The sequence below is a fragment of the Photobacterium sp. AWH4_225 genome (genome assembly GCF_056158405.1).
Genome location: NZ_JBSWTF010000001.1, coordinates 2646524 through 2663908, shown reverse-complemented (window position 1 = coordinate 2663908; position 17385 = coordinate 2646524). Strand labels below are relative to the sequence as shown.

Genomic DNA, 17385 nt, shown 5'->3' with positions numbered 1-17385 from the left:
GTGGTCGTTATTTATAGTAGACAGACAATTGGCTGGATTCCGGCTCTCCTTGTGTGTTGAGATAATGGGTCTCAACCAAAGCGTCGACCTGCCGCTGAAAATTGATTTGCTGCCAAGCATCAATGAGCTCAGATTCAGAGTACTTTCCTCTCTTTAGTAGTGGCTGTGCTTTTTCAATCGCAGGAAGGGCCACCAAGTTATTTGTTGCTGAATGACTTGTTGCTGAATTATTTGTGCTTGGGAAGCCGATGGTGACTGTCGCTTCGGTAAAGTCGCTGTTGAGATTCTGATACAGGACAATAATTGTGTCCCAGTTGGCGGGCAGCTTGTTTTGTTCGGCGATGATGTGCTCGAAGTCGCCCCACAATGTGCCTACAGATTCCAATGGCAGGGTTTTGGTTACACCATCCAAATATTGCTGAGATACCTCCCTTTGTTTTTCATTTGATGAAGCACTAGCGGATGCTTTTGTTACCTTGGGTTGTGGTACCTTGAGCTGTGGTACCTGATTATTCTTAGTTGTGTCAGCCATTGCCGGCTGGTGCACAACGAGCCCCCACACTGCGCCGGTGATGGCTGCAGTTGTCAGTATTGAAGCGAATAGTTTCATCTTATCTCCATCCTTTATTCACTGTGTCATAGCGTGAGGGGAGAATAAGCATGAGGTGGTTAACAAAAGGTTATTGCCGAAAACGGTAACTTGAAAAAGGGGATAAAAAAGGATCTGAACCCATAGGGCCAGATCCTTTCAGTGATTGGTCATCGCAAAATGGATTCTGTCGTCTTTCCGTTTTGCTATTGCCTGTCTTGCTATTTCTCGTTATAGAACGCAGACTTCGGCGCATTAGGGATGTCGCCGGTTTCAGTCGGGTTGCTAGGATCCCCGCTCCATTCAAACCAGCCACCGTCATAAACGCTAATGTCTTTCCAGCCCATCACATGGGCGTAGAAGAAGACTTCGGAAGCACGCCAGCCGGTACCGCAGTAGAACGATACTGTTTGGGATGCGTTAATGCCCCAATCTTTCCAGAAGTCAGTCATGATATTTGGGCTGATCATGGTGTCATCCGGGTTGCGGAAGTCTTCCAGGTGGTAGGCATCAGAGCCCGCGTGGCCCCACTTGGAACCCTTGATACGGCCTTTTGGCTCGATATAGCGGTAACCGCTCGTCTCACCAACATATTCAGCCCAGCTGCGGATACTGACCAGTGACTGATGTTCAGGATCGGCTAGGATTTCACGGGCCTCTGGAACATCAATGATGTACTGAGGATTAGCCGGGATCTTGCGGCCAAACTCAACAGGCTTGGCGTGGTTGCGCAGAGGTTGGGTTGAAAAACCTGCATTGACCCAGGACTGCCAGCCACCGTTGAGAAGGCGAACATCATCCACACCTGCGTACATCATTAGGTTTGCAACACGAGCTGCTGCTGTGTTGTCACGACCATAAAGGATGACGGTGGTATCGTGGGCGATACCAAGCCCTTTGATGGCTTCTGCCAGTTTGCTGTCATCAACACGGTTCCACCAAGGCTCAGACTCAATCATGTTGGTGTTGAGGTATAGCGCCGAAGGAATATGGGCAGCAAGGTATTTGGTTGGCGGTCCCCACGCGACTTCGACCACTTTGAAGCCTTTTGCTGGTGGGTGGAGGACATCTTTACCGTTGATTAGCTGATCGAGCCACTCAGCAGGCACCAGCTGTTGATAGTTTTCAAGTGCAGTCAGCTGACCTGAATAGTCAGTTACCGCTTGGTCAATCAGCTGGATGTTGTTATTGCCAAGGCTCTTGAGCTGATCTTGTAAAATTTCTGCTTTATCAGGCTGACAGTAAAGGTATGTCGGCTTGTTGAGGTCGATGCCTCTATTTTCGAGTTCTGCGCGGACAACCTGGGGGCGAAGCGTCGATAGCCAGTCGGCATCGAAATTAATAGCACCAGGGAAGTGACCACCGCGTGTTTGGTTGGCTTCGGGCCAGCCGTTATAGTGATTGCTCGACCGGCAGTCGATGACTTGGAAATCTTGATTATTTTCGGCGGCTAACTGATCAAAAGTTGCCGCCAAAAGTTGGGGACTCATTACAGCTGCAGAAGAGAGCAGTGCCCATTTAGTTAGTTTCATTAGAGTTACCTAGCATAAAAAGAAGAGCCAGCATTATATTATGCTGGCTCGCTATTTTATTGATATGAGTAATGTTCTTTCGGTTTAGCTTGCTTGCGCTGCGTTATTTTTCGAGCGGTTCACATTTTTGCTATTAGGCTTGCGGCCTCGTTGATTTGGCTTCTGACCTCTTGGCTTCACATCGCTGTTACGATAGTTTTTGCCGTTGCCGTTGCCGTTGCCGTTGCCGTTGCCGTTGCCGTTGCCGTTGCCGTTGCCGTTGCCGTTGCCGTTGCCGTTGCCGTTGCCGTTAGCTTGGCGCTTACGCTGCTGGCCGTCAGCATTACGAGGTTTATTGTCACCTTGTTTCGGTGCATTACCTTTGCGAGGACCTGAATTGCGTTTTGGTTTATTGCGGCTTTCAGTACGGCCATCAGTACGCTTTTCAGTGCGCTTTTCAGTATTGCTTTCTGCCGCTTCTTTTGGCTTTTTCGGTTTCTTAGGCTTTTTCGCTTTAAGCGGTTTGATCGGCAAAGAATTCGGTAGTGCATTGGTTGGTACAAAGCCCACCACATCTTTACGCTCAAGGTGCTGCTGAATCAATTGTTCAATGGCATTCAGCTCTTTGATTTCATCGGCGCACACCAGTGAAACCGCGTGGCCTTCAGCACCTGCACGACCGGTACGGCCGATACGGTGAACATAATCTTCGGCCACATTTGGCAGGTCGAAGTTAACAACCTGCGGCAACTGGTCGATATCGATACCACGGGCAGCGATGTCGGTTGCGACGAGGATTCGGATCTCACCGGTTTTGAAGTTTGCCAATGCCTTGGTACGGGCACCTTGGCTCTTGTTACCGTGGATAGCTGCCGCAGTAATGTCGCGCTCTTCAAGGTATTTCGCTAGGCGGTTTGCGCCGTGCTTGGTACGGGTAAAGACAAGCGCCTGCTGCCACTTTTTCTCTTGGATAAGCTTGGTCAGCAATGCTGGCTTTTTCTTCTTATCCGTTGGGTAGATCCACTGCTGTACGGTTTTGGCCGTGCTGTTACGCGGCGTTACCGAAATCTCTACTGGGTTGTTGGTTAGCTCGCGAGCCAATTCGCGGATTTCTTCCGAGAAGGTCGCAGAGAACAGCAGGTTCTGACGCTTGGCAGGAAGCAGCGCTAGGATCTTTTTGATGTCACGGATAAAGCCCATATCCAGCATACGGTCGGCTTCGTCCAGTACCAGTACTTCGAGCTGGTTGAACTTAACAGCGTTCTGGCCGATAAGATCCAGCAAGCGGCCAGGCGTGGCGACCAGTACGTCGGCACCCTTGCGCATGCGCATCATCTGCGGGTTGATTTTCACCCCGCCGAAAACGACCGCAGAGCTTAGCGGAAGCTTTTTGGAGTAGGTTGCTACGTTTTCACCGACCTGGGCTGCCAGCTCGCGGGTTGGCGTCAGTACCAATGCTCGTACTTGGTTAGCACGAACGATTGGGCCTTTAGATAGACGCTCGAGAATTGGCAGGGTAAAGCCTGCAGTTTTGCCTGTTCCTGTCTGTGCCGCCGCCATGACATCCCGCCCTTCAAGAACAGCAGGGATCGCCTGCGCCTGAATAGGAGACGGGGTTTCGTAGCCTTGGTTGGCAACAGCTTCAAGAATTGGGGTGCAAAGGCCCAAAGAGGCAAAACTCATAGAAAATTCTCAGTTGGATAAAAGTATGATCTGCCTCACACAGGCAGCAAGCGGGGTAGCTTACAGCAGGATCGGTAAATGTCCTAATCTTTCAGGATATTCTGTAAAGCGTCGGTGGGGATTTTAGGTATCGCTGGGATCTATCAGTATTTCAAACCGCTCGTTACCGTGGAGAGATTCAAAGTCAGGATCTTCTGCGGCTAATTCACGTAACGAGGCACTTCCGATGACTGCTTGTTCCAAATCGTTGATTGCTAGCTCTTCCGAGCCTAAACAGGCATAGGCACATGCGCGCTGGTAAAGAGCATGGGCATTGCTGGAATCAAGCTCGAGTACTCGATTACAGAGGCTTAATGCCCAGTGATACTCTCTGATTTCCATGACGGCATCTGCTTTGTAGGTAAGGGCTTCTAAATCGCCAGGGCGGATTTTTAATATATCGTCATAGACTTCGATCTTTTGCTCTGGGGTCTGTAGACCTTGCGAGCGCAGCCATAAATTATGGATTTCATTGATAGTCTCAATCTCTTTGTTGTTCTGGGCAATGATGCGGGTTTTGCGTTTGAGATCTTGCTCGAGGCGCTGGAATTTCTTCTCGTACTGATCGGCAATGGACTGGAGCTGCTGGTCGGCGGCTTTCTTGGTGTTATCACGCAACTCTCGAAGGGACTGCCAACCGACAAAGGCAAAGAGTGAGGCAGCACCTGCGATAAAGTAGAAGAAATAAGTAACAGTGACATTGGCATAGTTCATTGATTTATCAGCAACGGCCAGTTCCCGGTCAGTAATTTCCACCACTAAGCGACGCTCGAGATCTTGCTGGTCGGTGCGCAGCGCCTTGAGCTCGTCCAATACGTAGCGCTCTATCAGCGGTCGCTCCAATATGCCTTGTTCGTCAGCTTGTGTTTCTGACAGCGCAAGGGATGGCACCATTAGAGTAATGATGAGAAGTAAGGTGCGCAGGAGTAAGAATAATAGAGATAATGATAAAGACATGGCCACTTCCCTAAAGTCGCTGTGTGCGAAGGTCATAAGGGAATACTAGTTAATGGTTGAATTTACGACAAAGTTGAAGTGCTAAAGCCTTGCGAGTGAGGCTTGAAGGAGATTGTGAAAAGCGCTGATGGCCTGAGAAAGTTGATTGCTTACTAACAACGAGGCACAGGAAGATATTGGTTGGCGGCCAAAAACTTGGTTACCACCAGCGCTGGAGAGACGTCGAATTAGGACTGGTCTTCATATCAGGCAAAAGTCTTAGAGACGTTGCACTTGATATCAGTCTTCCAAACCACCTTCTTTTTGTACGCTAGCCAACATTGCCTTACGCTTCAGCTCTTTGTCGGCTTCTTGCGGGCAACTTACACGGTTGGCTTCTTCGAAGCTGGTTTCTGCGTTGTTTGAAAAAACATAATCTTTATTAAAAGTCAGCATGACGTTTTACCCTCAAGTCATCATGTTGTTTACGACATACATCCTGTCTTGATTTGGTTAAAAAACCATCATCCCTGATTAATTATTTTAAGGAGGAGCAAGGAGGCGTAGTTCACACTTTCCCCGCTCTTGTAGGCGTAGAGCGACCAAATTGTCGTTAATCTATACCCAGTAATTTCAATGCGTTTTTGGCTGATTCGAAAGCAAACTCATTCGCAATGATGTCATTGCGTTTTACCCAGCGGATAGCGGCAACATCATCATTTGCCTGCATTTTTGGCTTGTTATCTAGTGTGATGTGAAAGAAAGCATCACAGGTCTTGTATTCGATACTACGGTAGTTGTAGGTGTTGGATGCAGAGCCGATATAGCGCATGTCGGTAGGCTGAAAGCCCAGTTCCTCTTGCAGTTCACGGCAGAGGGCTTGCTCTAACGATTCATCATAATCAACAAATCCACCGGGAAAATCGAGCATACCTTTACCGGGATCGCGCCCGCGTTCTGCCACTAAGACTTCATCGCCACAGCAGATAACCGCCAGAACAGCCGATGCAGTATTGTGAAAATAGGTGAATTGGCAGTGCTCACAACGAAACGCTTTAGCATCGGTTTGAGCGAGTGATGCTTGTCCGCAAGAAGGGCAGTACATGTGATGACCTAATTGAATACATAGTCTAAAGAAACAAGCGGCGAGAATAACTTACCCGCTACGTGAATGCCAAGCCGGATTGGGTTAAAATTCAGTTAGCGTTATGACGCGAGTTAAATAATTTAAGTCACCACTGGTTAGAAAAATGTCTGAAGAACACGAAGAATATGAAGTTGAAGCCCTTGGCGTTGAGGTGAGTGCCCAGCCTATTGAGCTTTATAAGGTGTTGAAAATTGCCAACGCCGTAAGTGGTGGCGGTGAAGCCAAATTTGCGATTGCCGAAGGTTATGTCGCGGTCAACGGTGAGCTGGAACAACGAAAACGCCGTAAGGTCTATGACGGTGATGTCATTGAGTTCAACAATGAGTTCTACCTAGTGCTTTGCGACCAGCCAGTGACTGAGGTGGTAGAAAAACCTAAGAAAGCCGCTGAGCCAAAGCCAGCACCTCGCTCTAAGTCAGCATCAAAAGCGGCGAAGGGTAAAGGGCAGGGTGCGAAAGCCGGCTCTCAAGGCGGTCGCTCCCAAGGTAATAAAGCCAATAAAGCGAAGAAAGGCGGCTCAGGCAAGCCAGCAGCCAAAGGCCCAGCAGATAAAGCAACAGGCCGTAAGCCAATTAGCTTCTAACAAAACAAAGGCCGCGAAAGTCGCGGCCTTACTTTTTTAAGGGGAAGCAAGTTATAAGGGGGAGCAGGGCTTATCAAGCCCGGTGGTTGCTTAGCCCATACTTTTTGATCTTACGGTACAGGGTGGCAATCCCTATCCCTAGCTCTTCGGCGACCATTTTGCGGTTGCCCAGCCGTGAAATGGCCTCTTCTATGCGGATCTTCTCCATTTCCTCTAGACTCATTGAACAGTCATCGCTCAAGGCTTCTTGAGGGCTGGATGCTTCAGGTGTTTGTTCAAAGTATGGAGGTAGTAAGTCGACGTCGATCTGGTCGCCTTCTGGCACGACATTGACAAGATATTCCACTAAGTTGCTTAATTCACGAACGTTCCCCGGCCAATGGTAGGCATTGAGGAGGCGCATGGCTTCAGCACTGATCCCCGGGTAGGTCACCCCGATTTTTTGGGTGTGGTGTTCGAGGAAGTAGTTGATCAGCAGCGCGATATCCCCCTCACGCTCTTTTAGCGGCGGTAGGTGAATAGGGATGACGTTAAGCCGGTAATATAAATCCTCGCGGAATTTGTTGGTGGCGATCATCTCCTGGAAATTTCGGTTGGTTGCCGAAATGATGCGGATATCCACCGGGACGGATTTGTTCGAGCCAATAGGCATCACTTCGCGCTCTTCCAGCACACGCAACAACTTGGCTTGTAGGGTCATCGACATATCGCCGATTTCATCGAGGAACAGAGTGCCTTTGTTGGCAGCCTGGATAAGGCCAGTCTTGCCCTTAGTTGAAGCGCCGGTAAAGGCTCCTTTGACATAACCAAACAGCTCACTTTCCAGCAGCTGATCAGGAATAGCTGCACAGTTGATAGCAATAAACGGGTATTTGCTGCGATCACTGAGGTTATGTACCGCATTGGCGATGACTTCCTTACCGGTACCGCTTTCACCGTTGATCAGCACGCTGGACGGGCTGCTGGCAATGCGGGTGATGAGCTTTTTCAGTTGGCGCATCTTGGTACATTCGCCGATAACGGTGGCGAATTGAGGCTCATGATCTGGGATCATCAAAGCGCTATTGGGCTGATGGTAAGCCATTAAGAATAATTGGTGACCATGGGCATTATAAAATTGCCCGACTAATAATTCTTGCCGCCCTCCCAGTGAAATAATATGTTGCTGGTGGCCTTTCATTTCATTGTTGTGAAGTGACAATGGCTGAATATTAATTTCAAGGGTATGCAGCACATCCTGCGTTATATTTAGGTTGTTGAGTGCTGGTTGATTACCGTATTTTACCCGATTGTTTTCATCGAGAACTAATACGCCTTGGTCCATGTTTTCAATAAGATTAGTAAACACCTCATCGAGACCTTCACTGTTACTGTTTTTCTCGACAACTTTAGACACCACAATTTGGGCGATGTGTTTAATGTAGTCTGAGAAAAGTTGGACATTTTCCTTGATTCTTTCACGCGACTCTTCGGTAAACGCGACGAGGCTGATCACCCCTAGGCACCTTTCTTCAATCATGATAGGTACGCCCAGAAAGGCCATTTCACGGCAACCGTTTTTGTTAGTACACCCTTCGCATAAAGGATCGGTACGAGATTTAACGACAACTTTTTCTTCATGTGTCTCAAGGATATACCTGAATATCCTTGAGCTGGTGTTCAGTTTTTTTCCAAAAAACTTACTGTAGGGACCAGTACCTGCAATTCGGACCAAATCGGCATCGACAACTTCGGCATCGATCTTCAACACCGCCGACAACATCTGAGTGAAGCGGAGGATCGTTGGTTGCAACTGCATTAATTCTGAGGGTCTTGGTGTGTTCAGCATATTGACTGGCTTATTCCTTTAATGACCGAATTAACATAAAGAAAAACCGCTTTATGCTGTTTGATATGTGTCAGGGTTTTTCAATTGAAAAATTCGAAATGGAATATTTTGCTAGCAATGTCACACGGGAATATCAATATGATAATCCCCCTTTTTTATCACTATCATTTTGGTCTAGCGAGTTGATACCTCCGTGATAGCTTTTCATTTGGCTGCCTAGTTTTTCTTTATGGTTTAGCGGTGCCTTTAAATTGTCAAAGCCTGTAATTTCGCGGCTTTTCAAGGAGTAATGATAAATAAAGTTTTCTAATTTCAATGTTGGCACAGTTGTTGATTGTACTGAATTAAGTTCCGAAAAAATTACCTTTGTTAACCCTTAGTTTAAGCCTGAAGCATTACAAGAACACTGTTTGAACGGACCGTTCTTATAAGCAATCTCAGTGCCTTAAATCAAAAACCAAATGAATGATCGCTGATTGAGCAATGCTGAAGGCTGTCATTACCCATTAAGCGACTGGCCCGTGAAGAAAAGCGCTGCCAGGAACGTATAACAATTGAAACCGGGAAGAAAAACATGAAGAGCATCAACGAACTGATCAAGGAAATTAATGAGCTTAAATCTGAACTGCACGACAAAGACTTTCTGTTGACCTGGGAGCAAACCCCGGAAGAACTTGAGCGTGTATTGAAAACAGCCCAAGCCCTTAAATCAATGCGCCAGGAAAACATTGCTACCAACGTGTTTAACAACGGCCTCGGAATTTCCCTGTTCCGTGACAACTCAACCCGTACCCGCTTCTCTTACGCATCAGCAATCAACATGCTAGGCCTTGCCCAGCAGGACTTGGATGAAGGCAAATCACAAATTGCCCACGGTGAAACAGTCCGCGAAACCGCCAACATGATTTCATTCTGTGCCGATGCTATCGGTATCCGCGATGACATGTACCTAGGCGCTGGTAATGCTTACATGCGTGAAGTGGGTGAAGCGCTGGATGACGGCGTTAAAGAAGGCGTGCTTCCTCACCGTCCTGCTCTGGTTAACCTGCAGTGTGATATCGACCACCCAACCCAGTCTATGGCTGACTTGGCATGGTTGGAAGAGCACTTCGGTGGTCTGGATAAGCTGAAAGGCAAGAAAATTGCGATGACTTGGGCTTACTCGCCAAGCTACGGCAAGCCATTGTCAGTGCCTCAGGGTATCATCGGCTTGATGACTCGTTTCGGTATGGACGTCACTCTGGCTCACCCAGAAGGCTATGACTTGATCCCTGAAGTAGTCGAAGAAGCACGCAAGAACGCGGAAGCTTCTGGCGGTAGCTTCACTCAGGTTGCCAGCATGGAAGAAGCGTTCAAAGACGCAGACATCGTTTATCCGAAGTCTTGGGCGCCTTACCAAGTGATGGGTCGTCGTACTGAACTGCTACGTGCTAACGATCATGATGGCCTAAAAGCACTGGAAAAAGAATGTCTTGGCCAGAATGCCAACCACAAAGACTGGCACTGTACCGAAGAGATGATGAAGCTGACCAAAGGTGGCGAAGCACTTTACATGCACTGCCTACCAGCGGACATCACTGGCGTATCGTGTGAAGAAGGCGAAGTCGAGGAGTCGGTATTTGAGAAATACCGTATCGCGACTTACAAGGAAGCGAGCTGGAAGCCATACATTATTGCGGCAATGATACTAAACCGTAAATACCAGGAGCCTGGGCATATTCTGCAAGAGCTACTGGACGATGCGAAGAAGCGCGTTAAATAACCGCTTACGGCATCGAGTCCCTAGTCGATCTATCTGTATCTTTATGCTTGGGCATGCTAGCCCATTAGCGGGGGAGTAATACCCTTGGGTTATTTCAGACCCCCGCCTTTTTCTTTCTCTTATTTTATGAGGTCTGGTCGTGTCTACGTTCACTCTTAAAATGGAGATCGCCGATAACCGCCACTATAACGGTCAGCTATCTCCACTATTTACCGCCGCTGAAGCGGAAAAAGCCCGCTCTTTCCACCAAGCTGTGGAAGGCTACCAGCCGACACCCTTACATTCTCTTGACTGCCTGGCCAAAGCAATCGGTGTTGGCAAAATCCTAGTCAAAGATGAATCTTACCGCTTCGATTTGAATGCATTCAAAATGCTGGGGGGCGCTTATGCGATTGCCCGCCTGCTGTGTGATGAGTTCAAGCTTGATATCAATGCCTTTGATTTCGACAAGCTGAAAAACGACATCACAGAAAAAATGACCTTTGCGACCGCCACCGATGGTAACCACGGCCGTGGTGTAGCATGGGCTGCTAACAAACTCGGCCAGAACGCCGTGGTGTACATGCCAAAAGGCGCGGCTGACGAGCGCGTCAACAACATCCGTGCTTTGGGGGCCGAATGTATTGTCACCGACATGAACTACGACGATACCGTGCGCCTTGCGATCAAAACAGCAGATGAAAACGGCTGGAAAGTGGTTCAGGACACCGCTTGGGAAGGTTACACCGAGATCCCAACCTGGATCATGCAGGGTTATACCACCATGGCAGCAGAAGCTGTCGTTCAAATGAAAGAAATGGCAGTTGAACGCCCGACTCACGTGTTCCTACAGGCCGGTGTTGGTGCGATGGCCGGCGGTGTGCTGGGCTACCTCTGTGATCAATACGGCCCTGACAAACTGCACTCCGTGGTTGTCGAGCCTGACCAAGCTGACTGTATCTACCGCTCTGGTATCAGCGAAAAAGGCGAAATGATCAATGTCGATGGCGACCTTGCCACCATCATGGTTGGCCTGGCTTGTGGCGAACCTAACCCAATCGGCTGGCCGGTATTGCGCGATTGCTCCACCCAGTTTGTTTCCTGCCAGGACAGTGTTGCCGCACTAGGTATGCGTGTCCTCGGTAACCCAATGGGTGATGACCCAAGAGTTGTGTCTGGTGAGTCTGGTGCAGTAGGTGCTGGTTTGCTTGCCGCCGTTCATTTCCATCCAGAAAAAGAAAAACTGATGGAAAAAATGGGTCTCAACCAAGACTCAGTGGTACTGCTGATCAATACCGAAGGGGATACCGACCCTGTCCATTACCGCGAAGTGGTGTGGGGCGGTAAACACCAAACTGTTTGACCATATTTTTGACCCATTATTTGGGCTAGTTAGCACAGAGTCTGCGCTAACTAGCACCACTAAATGCTCAGAAATAGATATGAATAAAGAATTTTAAATTTAGTGCCTTGTTGGTGTCATCAATAGGCAGGGTGCCGTGAAAATCGATCATACCGGGTGTGATGACCACCGCCCGGTTCAAGGAGAATTATAATGAACATCCCATTTGCCCAAGTACTGGAAAAAGCCCAAGACTACAAAGCGGACATGACCCGTTTCCTTCGTGACATGATTGCGATTCCAAGTGAAAGCTGTGACGAAGAAAAAGTGGTACTGCGCATCAAAGAAGAAATGGAAAAAGTCGGCTTTGACAAAGTAGAAATCGACCCAATGGGCAACGTACTGGGTTGGATTGGTCACGGTCCCCACCTTATTGCGATGGATGCACACATCGATACCGTCGGTGTCGGTAACATGGATAACTGGGACTTCGACCCGTATGAAGGTATGGAAGATGACGAAGTGATCGGTGGTCGTGGTGCATCGGATCAGGAAGGCGGCATGGCGTCTATGGTTTACGCCGGTAAGATCATCAAAGATCTTGGCCTTGAAGATGAATACACCCTGCTAGTGACCGGTACTGTTCAGGAAGAAGACTGTGACGGCCTTTGCTGGCAGTACATCATCCAGGAAAGCAATATCCGCCCTGAGTTTGTTGTATCTACTGAACCTACTGATTGCCAGATCTACCGTGGCCAACGCGGTCGTATGGAAATTCGTGTTGATGTATCCGGTGTTAGCTGCCACGGCTCAGCGCCTGAGCGTGGTGACAACGCTATCTTCAAGATGGGTCACATCCTAGGCGATATCGAGAAACTGGCTTCTAACCTTGGCGACGACCCATTCCTAGGCAAAGGTACACTGACTGTTTCTGAAGTCTTCTTCACTTCACCAAGCCGCTGTGCGGTTGCTGACAGCTGCGCGGTGTCTATCGACCGTCGCCTGACTTGGGGTGAAACATGGGAAGGCGCTATCAAGGAAATCGAAGAGCTTGAAGCGGTTAAGAAATTTGGCGGTAAAGTGTCTATGTACAACTATGACCGTCCTGCCTACACCGGCTTGGTTTACCCAACAGAGTGCTACTTCCCTGCATGGAAGATCGATGAAGAGCACGTTGCGACTAAGACTCTAGAAGCCTCTTACGAGCTACTGTTCGACAAGAAACCAACCGTTGATAAGTGGACTTTCTCAACCAATGGCGTATCTATCATGGGCCGCTACGGTATCCCAGTGATCGGCTTCGGTCCTGGTAAAGAGCCAGAAGCACACGCGCCAAACGAGAAGACTTGGAAAGATCACCTAGTCACTTGTGCCGCAATGTACGCTGTTATTCCTCAGATGTACCTGAAAGAGTTGAAGAAGTAATAAAACGTGACGGGTAGGGCACTATGCTCTCTGTGCTCTGCCTGTCCATCCTTTTCCGTCCTGGGGGCGCCGACCGCTCTGCCTAACGTTGGCCACATATCCCCCCCAGGATGGATTTCTTTTTTAGGCAGGTGTGTTCTGTTTCTTTTGTCCGTTACCCCTGAAGCCTTAAAGCTAAAGTCTCTAATCTCAGCGGGCAAACGCAACAGCATTCTTTTTATACCTTGACGTAATTTGGGTATATGAATTCTTAGGCAGAGAAGGAATAAAGTATGTTTTCCGCGGCGTCGAAAAAAACATCAGAAAACCAAGCGGCGATCCTTACCCAGCCCCGTCCGGGGACAATGTTGATCCGCCAGGGGATAGTGGTTGATCACCTGCAGGCTCAAAAAGCCGATATTCTTATCGTTGACGGCAAGATCGCCGACATTGCCCCAGAAATCCACATCATTCCCAAGCAGTGTGAAATCATCGAGGCGGCGGGATTGTATGTGATGCCGGGCGGTATTGATGTCCATACCCATTTCAATATCGATGTTGGTATCGCGCGTAGTTGCGATGATTTTTTCTCCGGCACCCGCGCAGCAGCCTGTGGTGGCACTACCACGGTTGTTGACCATATGGGCTTTGGCCCCAAAGGTTGTAGCCTTCACCACCAGTTGAATGTCTATCAGAAATACGCCAAGGATACAGCAGTTATCGACTATAGCTTCCACGGGGTGATCCAGCACGTAAATGACGACATCCTCGCTGAAATGGCTTCGATGGTCGAAGAAGAGGGGATATCCAGCTTCAAGTTGTACCTAACCTACGGTTACAAGCTCGATGATGAAGAAGTGCTCAAGGCGCTGATCCAACTGAAACAAGTCGGCGCATTGGCTACCGTGCACCCCGAGAACGATGCTGCTATTGCCTTGCGCCGTACCCAACTGCTAGAGCAGGGCAAGACCGCACCTAAATACCATGCGGTAAGTCGTCCGCTCGAGTGCGAGGCCGAGGCTATTGCCCGGATGATCAATCTAGCCAAATTGGCCGGTGATGCGCCGCTGTATATTGTCCACCTCTCTAATGGGCTTGGTCTGGATTACACCCGCCTTGCCCGCGATAACCACCAACCTGTGTGGGTGGAAACCTGCCCGCAATACCTGATGTTGGATGATAGCTGCTATGAACGGGAAGACGCGCTCAAATTCATTCTGAGCCCGCCACTTCGACCAGCGGTAGAGCGCGAGAAGCTCTGGCTCGGGCTGGTGGATGGCAGTATTGATACAGTGGCTACCGACCATTGCTCGTTCACCTACCATGAGCAAAAACAGCGCGGCAAAGACAACTTTAGCGCTTGTCCTAACGGGATGCCTGGCGTCGAGACCCGAATGCCATTGCTGTTCTCTGAAGGCGTGATGAAAGGGCGGCTGAGCCCAAGCCGTTTTGTCGAGCTGACCAGTTACCTGCCAGCCAAGTTGTTTGGCCTTTATCCGCAAAAAGGCGCTTTGCAAGCAGGAGCTGATGCTGACTTAGTGCTGTTCGACCCAGAGCAAGAAGTCTCAATCAAACACGAATTACTACACGACAACGCAGACTATACCCCGTTTGAAGATATCCAAACCCAGGGCTGGCCAGTGATGACCATCAGCCGTGGGGACGTTGTAGCGTGTAATGGCGAATTTACGGGGAAAGCTGGGAATGGCCGCTTTATTCGCCGCAAACCGTTCGATGCCAGTGCGCTGTAAGCCGTAACGGACGGGTAGGGGTAATAGCCCCAAAACAACAAGGATAATTCAAGGAGTAGTTATGAACACCCCAACCAAGAAGAGTACTGCTGTCGTCGCCTTAGGGGGAAATGCACTGTTGCGTCGTGGCGATGCGCCAAGTTTTACCAACCAGCTTGCCAATATCAAGATTGCTGCCAAAGCGATCGCTGAGATTGCCAAGGAGTACCAAGTGGCGATTGTCCATGGCAATGGGCCACAGGTCGGCTTGCTAGCCCTACAGAACCTGGCCTACGACAAGGTACAGCCTTACCCGCTCGATGTTTTAGGCGCTGAAAGTGAAGGTATGATTGGCTATATGCTGGCCCAGGAGCTGCAAAACCTGATGCCGGATACAGAAGTCTCTAGTTTGCTGACCCGTATCGAAGTCGATTCGAACGATCCGAGCATGCTTGACCCAACCAAGTTCGTTGGCCCGGTCTACAACGAAGAAGAAGCTGGCATCTTGGCAGAAGCCAATAACTGGACGATGAAGCGCGATGGCGAGTTTGTCCGCCGCGTCGTACCGTCGCCAAAACCGTTGAACATTATTGACAAGAAATCTATCGAGACCTTATTGGGCGCGGGTGAAATCGTGATCTGCTGTGGCGGTGGCGGGATCCCTGTGCGTAAAACTGACTACGGCTATACCGGGGTCGAAGGGGTGATCGACAAAGATCTGGCTGCGACCTTGCTCGCCAAGCAGCTCAACGCTGACAAGCTGCTGATCTTGACCGATGCCGATGCGGTCTACCTAGATTGGGGCACTGAAAACCAGCGCGCCCTTCGCGCAGCAACCCCAGCGCAGTTGAGCGAATACCAATTCCCTGCCGGTTCAATGGGGCCGAAAGTGGAGGCCGCAGCTGACTTTGCCCAGTTTGGTGGCAGGGCCTACATCGGCGCCTTGGAAGAAGGGCTGGATGTATTGGCCGAAAAAGCCGGGACTTGTGTTAGCGCCTAGGAGCGAGTAGCGTTCGCGAGAGTTTCTTTCGTGCGAATTGATTAACCCGTTAAATGAAAAACAGCAACCTAGCTATTAGGTTGCTGTTTTTTTGCGTTGGAAGCCATCGATTACTCAATGTCGAGCAATGACACGACCCACTGCTGTAACGGGTCATCATGGTAGCGGGGGTGCCACGCCGCAATGACATCAAAGCTATCAGGGGACTGCTCGAGCGGAATAGTGACCACATCCAGCCCTTGTATTACTCGCGACGGTAAGAAAGCAATGGAGTCTGTTGTTTCCAGATACATAGGCACAATAGAAAAGCAGGGCGCAGAGACTACAACGTTTCGTTTCAAACCAAACTGTGAAAACCAATCATCGATAAAGCCTTTGAAATTCGGCCTAGATGGCGAGGCGATGATGGTCGGGAATTCTGCCACTTCGGCTAATGATGGCTTTTTCCCTGCGATGGATGACTTTGATGAGGTTACGCAGGCATGGTGCTCTTCAAATAGCTTTAAAACCCGGTAGCTTTCATGAATGTAATCAGGAAAGGCGATAGCTAAGTTGACCTTGCCATTTTCCATCAGCTCATGGAGTGTGTCTATTTCGAAATCCCTGACAATTAACTTCAGGCTGGGGGCCTGTACCCTTAGCTTGGCAATCAAACGGGGTAAGATAACTTGCTGGGCATAGTCCGTTGCTGATATCACGAACGTCCCTTTGGCCTTTTCAGGTACAAAACAGCTGGTAGCCATTAGTGCATTGAAGTCAATCAGTAGCTTATCGACCTTGATGGCGAGCTCTTCGGCAAATGGTGTGGGAACAAAGCCATTGGTTTTCCTGACGAATAACCTGTCATCAAACACATCCCTGAGCTTTTTGAGGTGCTCGCTGACCGCTTGTTGGGTTAGCCCTAACTGGCTTGCGGCTTTAGAAGCATTCTCTTCACGTATCAGTGCTTGGAAAACCCTCAATTGCTTTATGTCTAACCGATCTAACCTGCTCACACTTCACCTTGCTGCAAAAGCTACTTTGGTTGCTATTGTACCTAGTAACAAGTTTGGCTTGTATCACTTACAAAATCATATTGTTTCAGTTTGTTTTAGTGGTTCATTAAAGTCTCTCCATCGAATAAATCCAAAGGCTGGAGAGAAATATGAAAACTGTCATTCTAATTGGTGCACTGGGCAAAATGGGTCAAGCGGCGTTGACCGGTTTAGGCAACCACAAGGTGATCACCGCGGGGCGCTCTGGTGATGTTGACCACATCGTCGATATTACCGATGAAAAATCCATTGAGGCACTGTATGAGAAAGTCGGCCATTTTGATGCGGTGGTCAATACTGTCGGTTACTGTGAATATGCGACTTTTGCCGAGATGACTGAAGCGCAATGGATGACAACGGTCATGAGCAAAATGATGGGGCAGATTAACCTAGTGCGGATTGGCCAGAAATACATTGCTGATGGTGGTTCTTTCACCTTAATCAGCGGTATTTTGAATGTAAAGCCAATTCCCTACGCTATCGCCGATGCCACCACAAGTGGCGCGATAGATACCTTCGTCAAATGCGTTGCCTATGAAATGCCACGTAATACGAGGATCAATGTGGTTAACCCAACCGTTCTTGCCGAAGCATGGGATGTGTACGGTGAGATGATGCCAGGGTTTGAACCGGTACCGGGTAAGTTAGTCGGCAAGGCGTTTGAGCGTTCGGTCGATGGTTTCATCAATGGTGAAGTGATTTTTGTTGATGCGTAATGCCTGACTGGTCACTTCTATTACAAAATCGCTAGTTCATTAGGTTTGCTACTTTTGCTTTTTGTGGTTCATGCCATATCTGTCGATTTGATATGAACCAGA

Annotated in this window: 15 protein-coding genes; 7 read left to right on the top strand and 8 right to left on the bottom strand. The window is 49.0% G+C overall.

Features of this window, described 5'->3' with window-relative positions; all coding sequences use genetic code 11:
• Positions 1-7 precede the first annotated feature (7 nt).
• From ACXAD4_RS12440 to ACXAD4_RS12415, 6 genes are all read right to left on the bottom strand, one after another.
• Complete coding sequence (locus ACXAD4_RS12440) at positions 8-610, bottom strand: hypothetical protein (RefSeq protein ID WP_475241756.1); 603 nt, start codon at positions 608-610, stop codon at positions 8-10.
• Positions 611-810: 200 nt separating this feature from the next.
• Positions 811-2121 (bottom strand): rhodanese-like domain-containing protein, encoded by a 1311-nt coding sequence (locus tag ACXAD4_RS12435; protein WP_475241755.1) that lies wholly within the window; start codon positions 2119-2121, stop codon positions 811-813.
• 84 nt (positions 2122-2205) lie between these two features.
• On the bottom strand, positions 2206-3783 hold the full coding sequence (locus ACXAD4_RS12430; protein ID WP_475241753.1) for a DEAD/DEAH box helicase: 1578 nt from the start codon (positions 3781-3783) through the stop codon (positions 2206-2208).
• Positions 3784-3906: 123 nt separating this feature from the next.
• Positions 3907-4779 (bottom strand): TPR end-of-group domain-containing protein, encoded by an 873-nt coding sequence (locus tag ACXAD4_RS12425; RefSeq protein WP_475241751.1) that lies wholly within the window; start codon positions 4777-4779, stop codon positions 3907-3909.
• 279 nt (positions 4780-5058) lie between these two features.
• On the bottom strand, positions 5059-5214 hold the full coding sequence (locus ACXAD4_RS12420) for a hypothetical protein (protein WP_475241749.1): 156 nt from the start codon (positions 5212-5214) through the stop codon (positions 5059-5061).
• A 157-nt stretch (positions 5215-5371) separates the two neighbouring features.
• On the bottom strand, positions 5372-5863 hold the full coding sequence (locus ACXAD4_RS12415) for an NUDIX hydrolase (protein ID WP_475241747.1): 492 nt from the start codon (positions 5861-5863) through the stop codon (positions 5372-5374).
• 145 nt (positions 5864-6008) lie between these two features.
• Here ACXAD4_RS12415 and ACXAD4_RS12410 point away from each other — a divergent pair, with 145 nt between their 5' ends.
• Positions 6009-6488, top strand: a complete 480-nt coding sequence (locus ACXAD4_RS12410) for an RNA-binding S4 domain-containing protein (RefSeq protein WP_475241745.1) — start codon at positions 6009-6011, stop codon at positions 6486-6488.
• A 73-nt stretch (positions 6489-6561) separates the two neighbouring features.
• On the opposite strand, the gene ACXAD4_RS12405 is transcribed toward ACXAD4_RS12410, so the two are convergent.
• Positions 6562-8286 (bottom strand): sigma 54-interacting transcriptional regulator, encoded by a 1725-nt coding sequence (locus tag ACXAD4_RS12405; RefSeq protein WP_475241742.1) that lies wholly within the window; start codon positions 8284-8286, stop codon positions 6562-6564.
• A 604-nt stretch (positions 8287-8890) separates the two neighbouring features.
• Here ACXAD4_RS12405 and ygeW point away from each other — a divergent pair.
• The 5 genes from ygeW to arcC all read left to right on the top strand — a co-directional run bounded on the left by ygeW (position 8891) and on the right by arcC (position 15533).
• Entirely contained in the window at positions 8891-10078 is a 1188-nt protein-coding gene (gene ygeW, locus ACXAD4_RS12400; RefSeq protein WP_475241740.1) for a knotted carbamoyltransferase YgeW, read from the top strand.
• A 139-nt stretch (positions 10079-10217) separates the two neighbouring features.
• Positions 10218-11420: a diaminopropionate ammonia-lyase gene (gene dpaL / locus ACXAD4_RS12395; RefSeq protein WP_475241738.1), complete on the top strand. Its 1203-nt coding sequence runs from the start codon at positions 10218-10220 to the stop codon at positions 11418-11420.
• Between the two features lie 192 nt (positions 11421-11612).
• A complete protein-coding gene (locus tag ACXAD4_RS12390) occupies positions 11613-12824 on the top strand; it encodes a YgeY family selenium metabolism-linked hydrolase (RefSeq protein WP_044623725.1) in 1212 nt (403 codons plus the stop codon).
• Between the two features lie 272 nt (positions 12825-13096).
• Positions 13097-14554: a dihydropyrimidinase gene (gene hydA / locus ACXAD4_RS12385; protein ID WP_475241736.1), complete on the top strand. Its 1458-nt coding sequence runs from the start codon at positions 13097-13099 to the stop codon at positions 14552-14554.
• Positions 14555-14615: 61 nt separating this feature from the next.
• Positions 14616-15533 carry a carbamate kinase gene (gene arcC, locus ACXAD4_RS12380; RefSeq protein ID WP_475241734.1) on the top strand — a complete coding sequence of 306 codons (918 nt, stop codon included), beginning with the start codon at positions 14616-14618 and terminating at the stop codon, positions 15531-15533.
• A gap of 110 nt (positions 15534-15643) precedes the next feature.
• Here arcC and ACXAD4_RS12375 read toward each other — a convergent pair whose 3' ends face one another.
• Complete coding sequence (locus ACXAD4_RS12375; RefSeq protein WP_475241732.1) at positions 15644-16528, bottom strand: LysR family transcriptional regulator; 885 nt, start codon at positions 16526-16528, stop codon at positions 15644-15646.
• 149 nt (positions 16529-16677) lie between these two features.
• On the opposite strand from ACXAD4_RS12375, the gene ACXAD4_RS12370 reads away from it, so the two are divergent.
• On the top strand, positions 16678-17283 hold the full coding sequence (locus ACXAD4_RS12370) for a short chain dehydrogenase (RefSeq protein ID WP_475241729.1): 606 nt from the start codon (positions 16678-16680) through the stop codon (positions 17281-17283).
• The last annotated feature ends 102 nt before the right edge of the window (positions 17284-17385 follow it).

Excerpts from the sequence above, each read along its gene's own strand:
- ACXAD4_RS12420 (WP_475241749.1), bottom strand. The coding sequence starts at position 5,214 with ATGCTGACTTTTAATAAAGATTATGTTTTTTCAAACAACGCAGAAACC.
- ACXAD4_RS12405 (WP_475241742.1), bottom strand. The coding sequence starts at position 8,286 with ATGCAGTTGCAACCAACGATCCTCCGCTTCACTCAGATGTTGTCGGCG.
- arcC (WP_475241734.1), top strand. The coding sequence starts at position 14,616 with ATGAACACCCCAACCAAGAAGAGTACTGCTGTCGTCGCCTTAGGGGGA.
- ACXAD4_RS12440 (WP_475241756.1), bottom strand. The coding sequence starts at position 610 with ATGAAACTATTCGCTTCAATACTGACAACTGCAGCCATCACCGGCGCA.
- ACXAD4_RS12390 (WP_044623725.1), top strand. The coding sequence starts at position 11,613 with ATGAACATCCCATTTGCCCAAGTACTGGAAAAAGCCCAAGACTACAAA.
- ACXAD4_RS12435 (WP_475241755.1), bottom strand. The coding sequence starts at position 2,121 with ATGAAACTAACTAAATGGGCACTGCTCTCTTCTGCAGCTGTAATGAGT.
- ygeW (WP_475241740.1), top strand. The coding sequence starts at position 8,891 with ATGAAGAGCATCAACGAACTGATCAAGGAAATTAATGAGCTTAAATCT.
- ACXAD4_RS12370 (WP_475241729.1), top strand. The coding sequence starts at position 16,678 with ATGAAAACTGTCATTCTAATTGGTGCACTGGGCAAAATGGGTCAAGCG.
- ACXAD4_RS12415 (WP_475241747.1), bottom strand. The coding sequence starts at position 5,863 with ATGTACTGCCCTTCTTGCGGACAAGCATCACTCGCTCAAACCGATGCT.
- hydA (WP_475241736.1), top strand. The coding sequence starts at position 13,097 with ATGTTTTCCGCGGCGTCGAAAAAAACATCAGAAAACCAAGCGGCGATC.
- ACXAD4_RS12410 (WP_475241745.1), top strand. The coding sequence starts at position 6,009 with ATGTCTGAAGAACACGAAGAATATGAAGTTGAAGCCCTTGGCGTTGAG.
- ACXAD4_RS12425 (WP_475241751.1), bottom strand. The coding sequence starts at position 4,779 with ATGTCTTTATCATTATCTCTATTATTCTTACTCCTGCGCACCTTACTT.
- ACXAD4_RS12430 (WP_475241753.1), bottom strand. The coding sequence starts at position 3,783 with ATGAGTTTTGCCTCTTTGGGCCTTTGCACCCCAATTCTTGAAGCTGTT.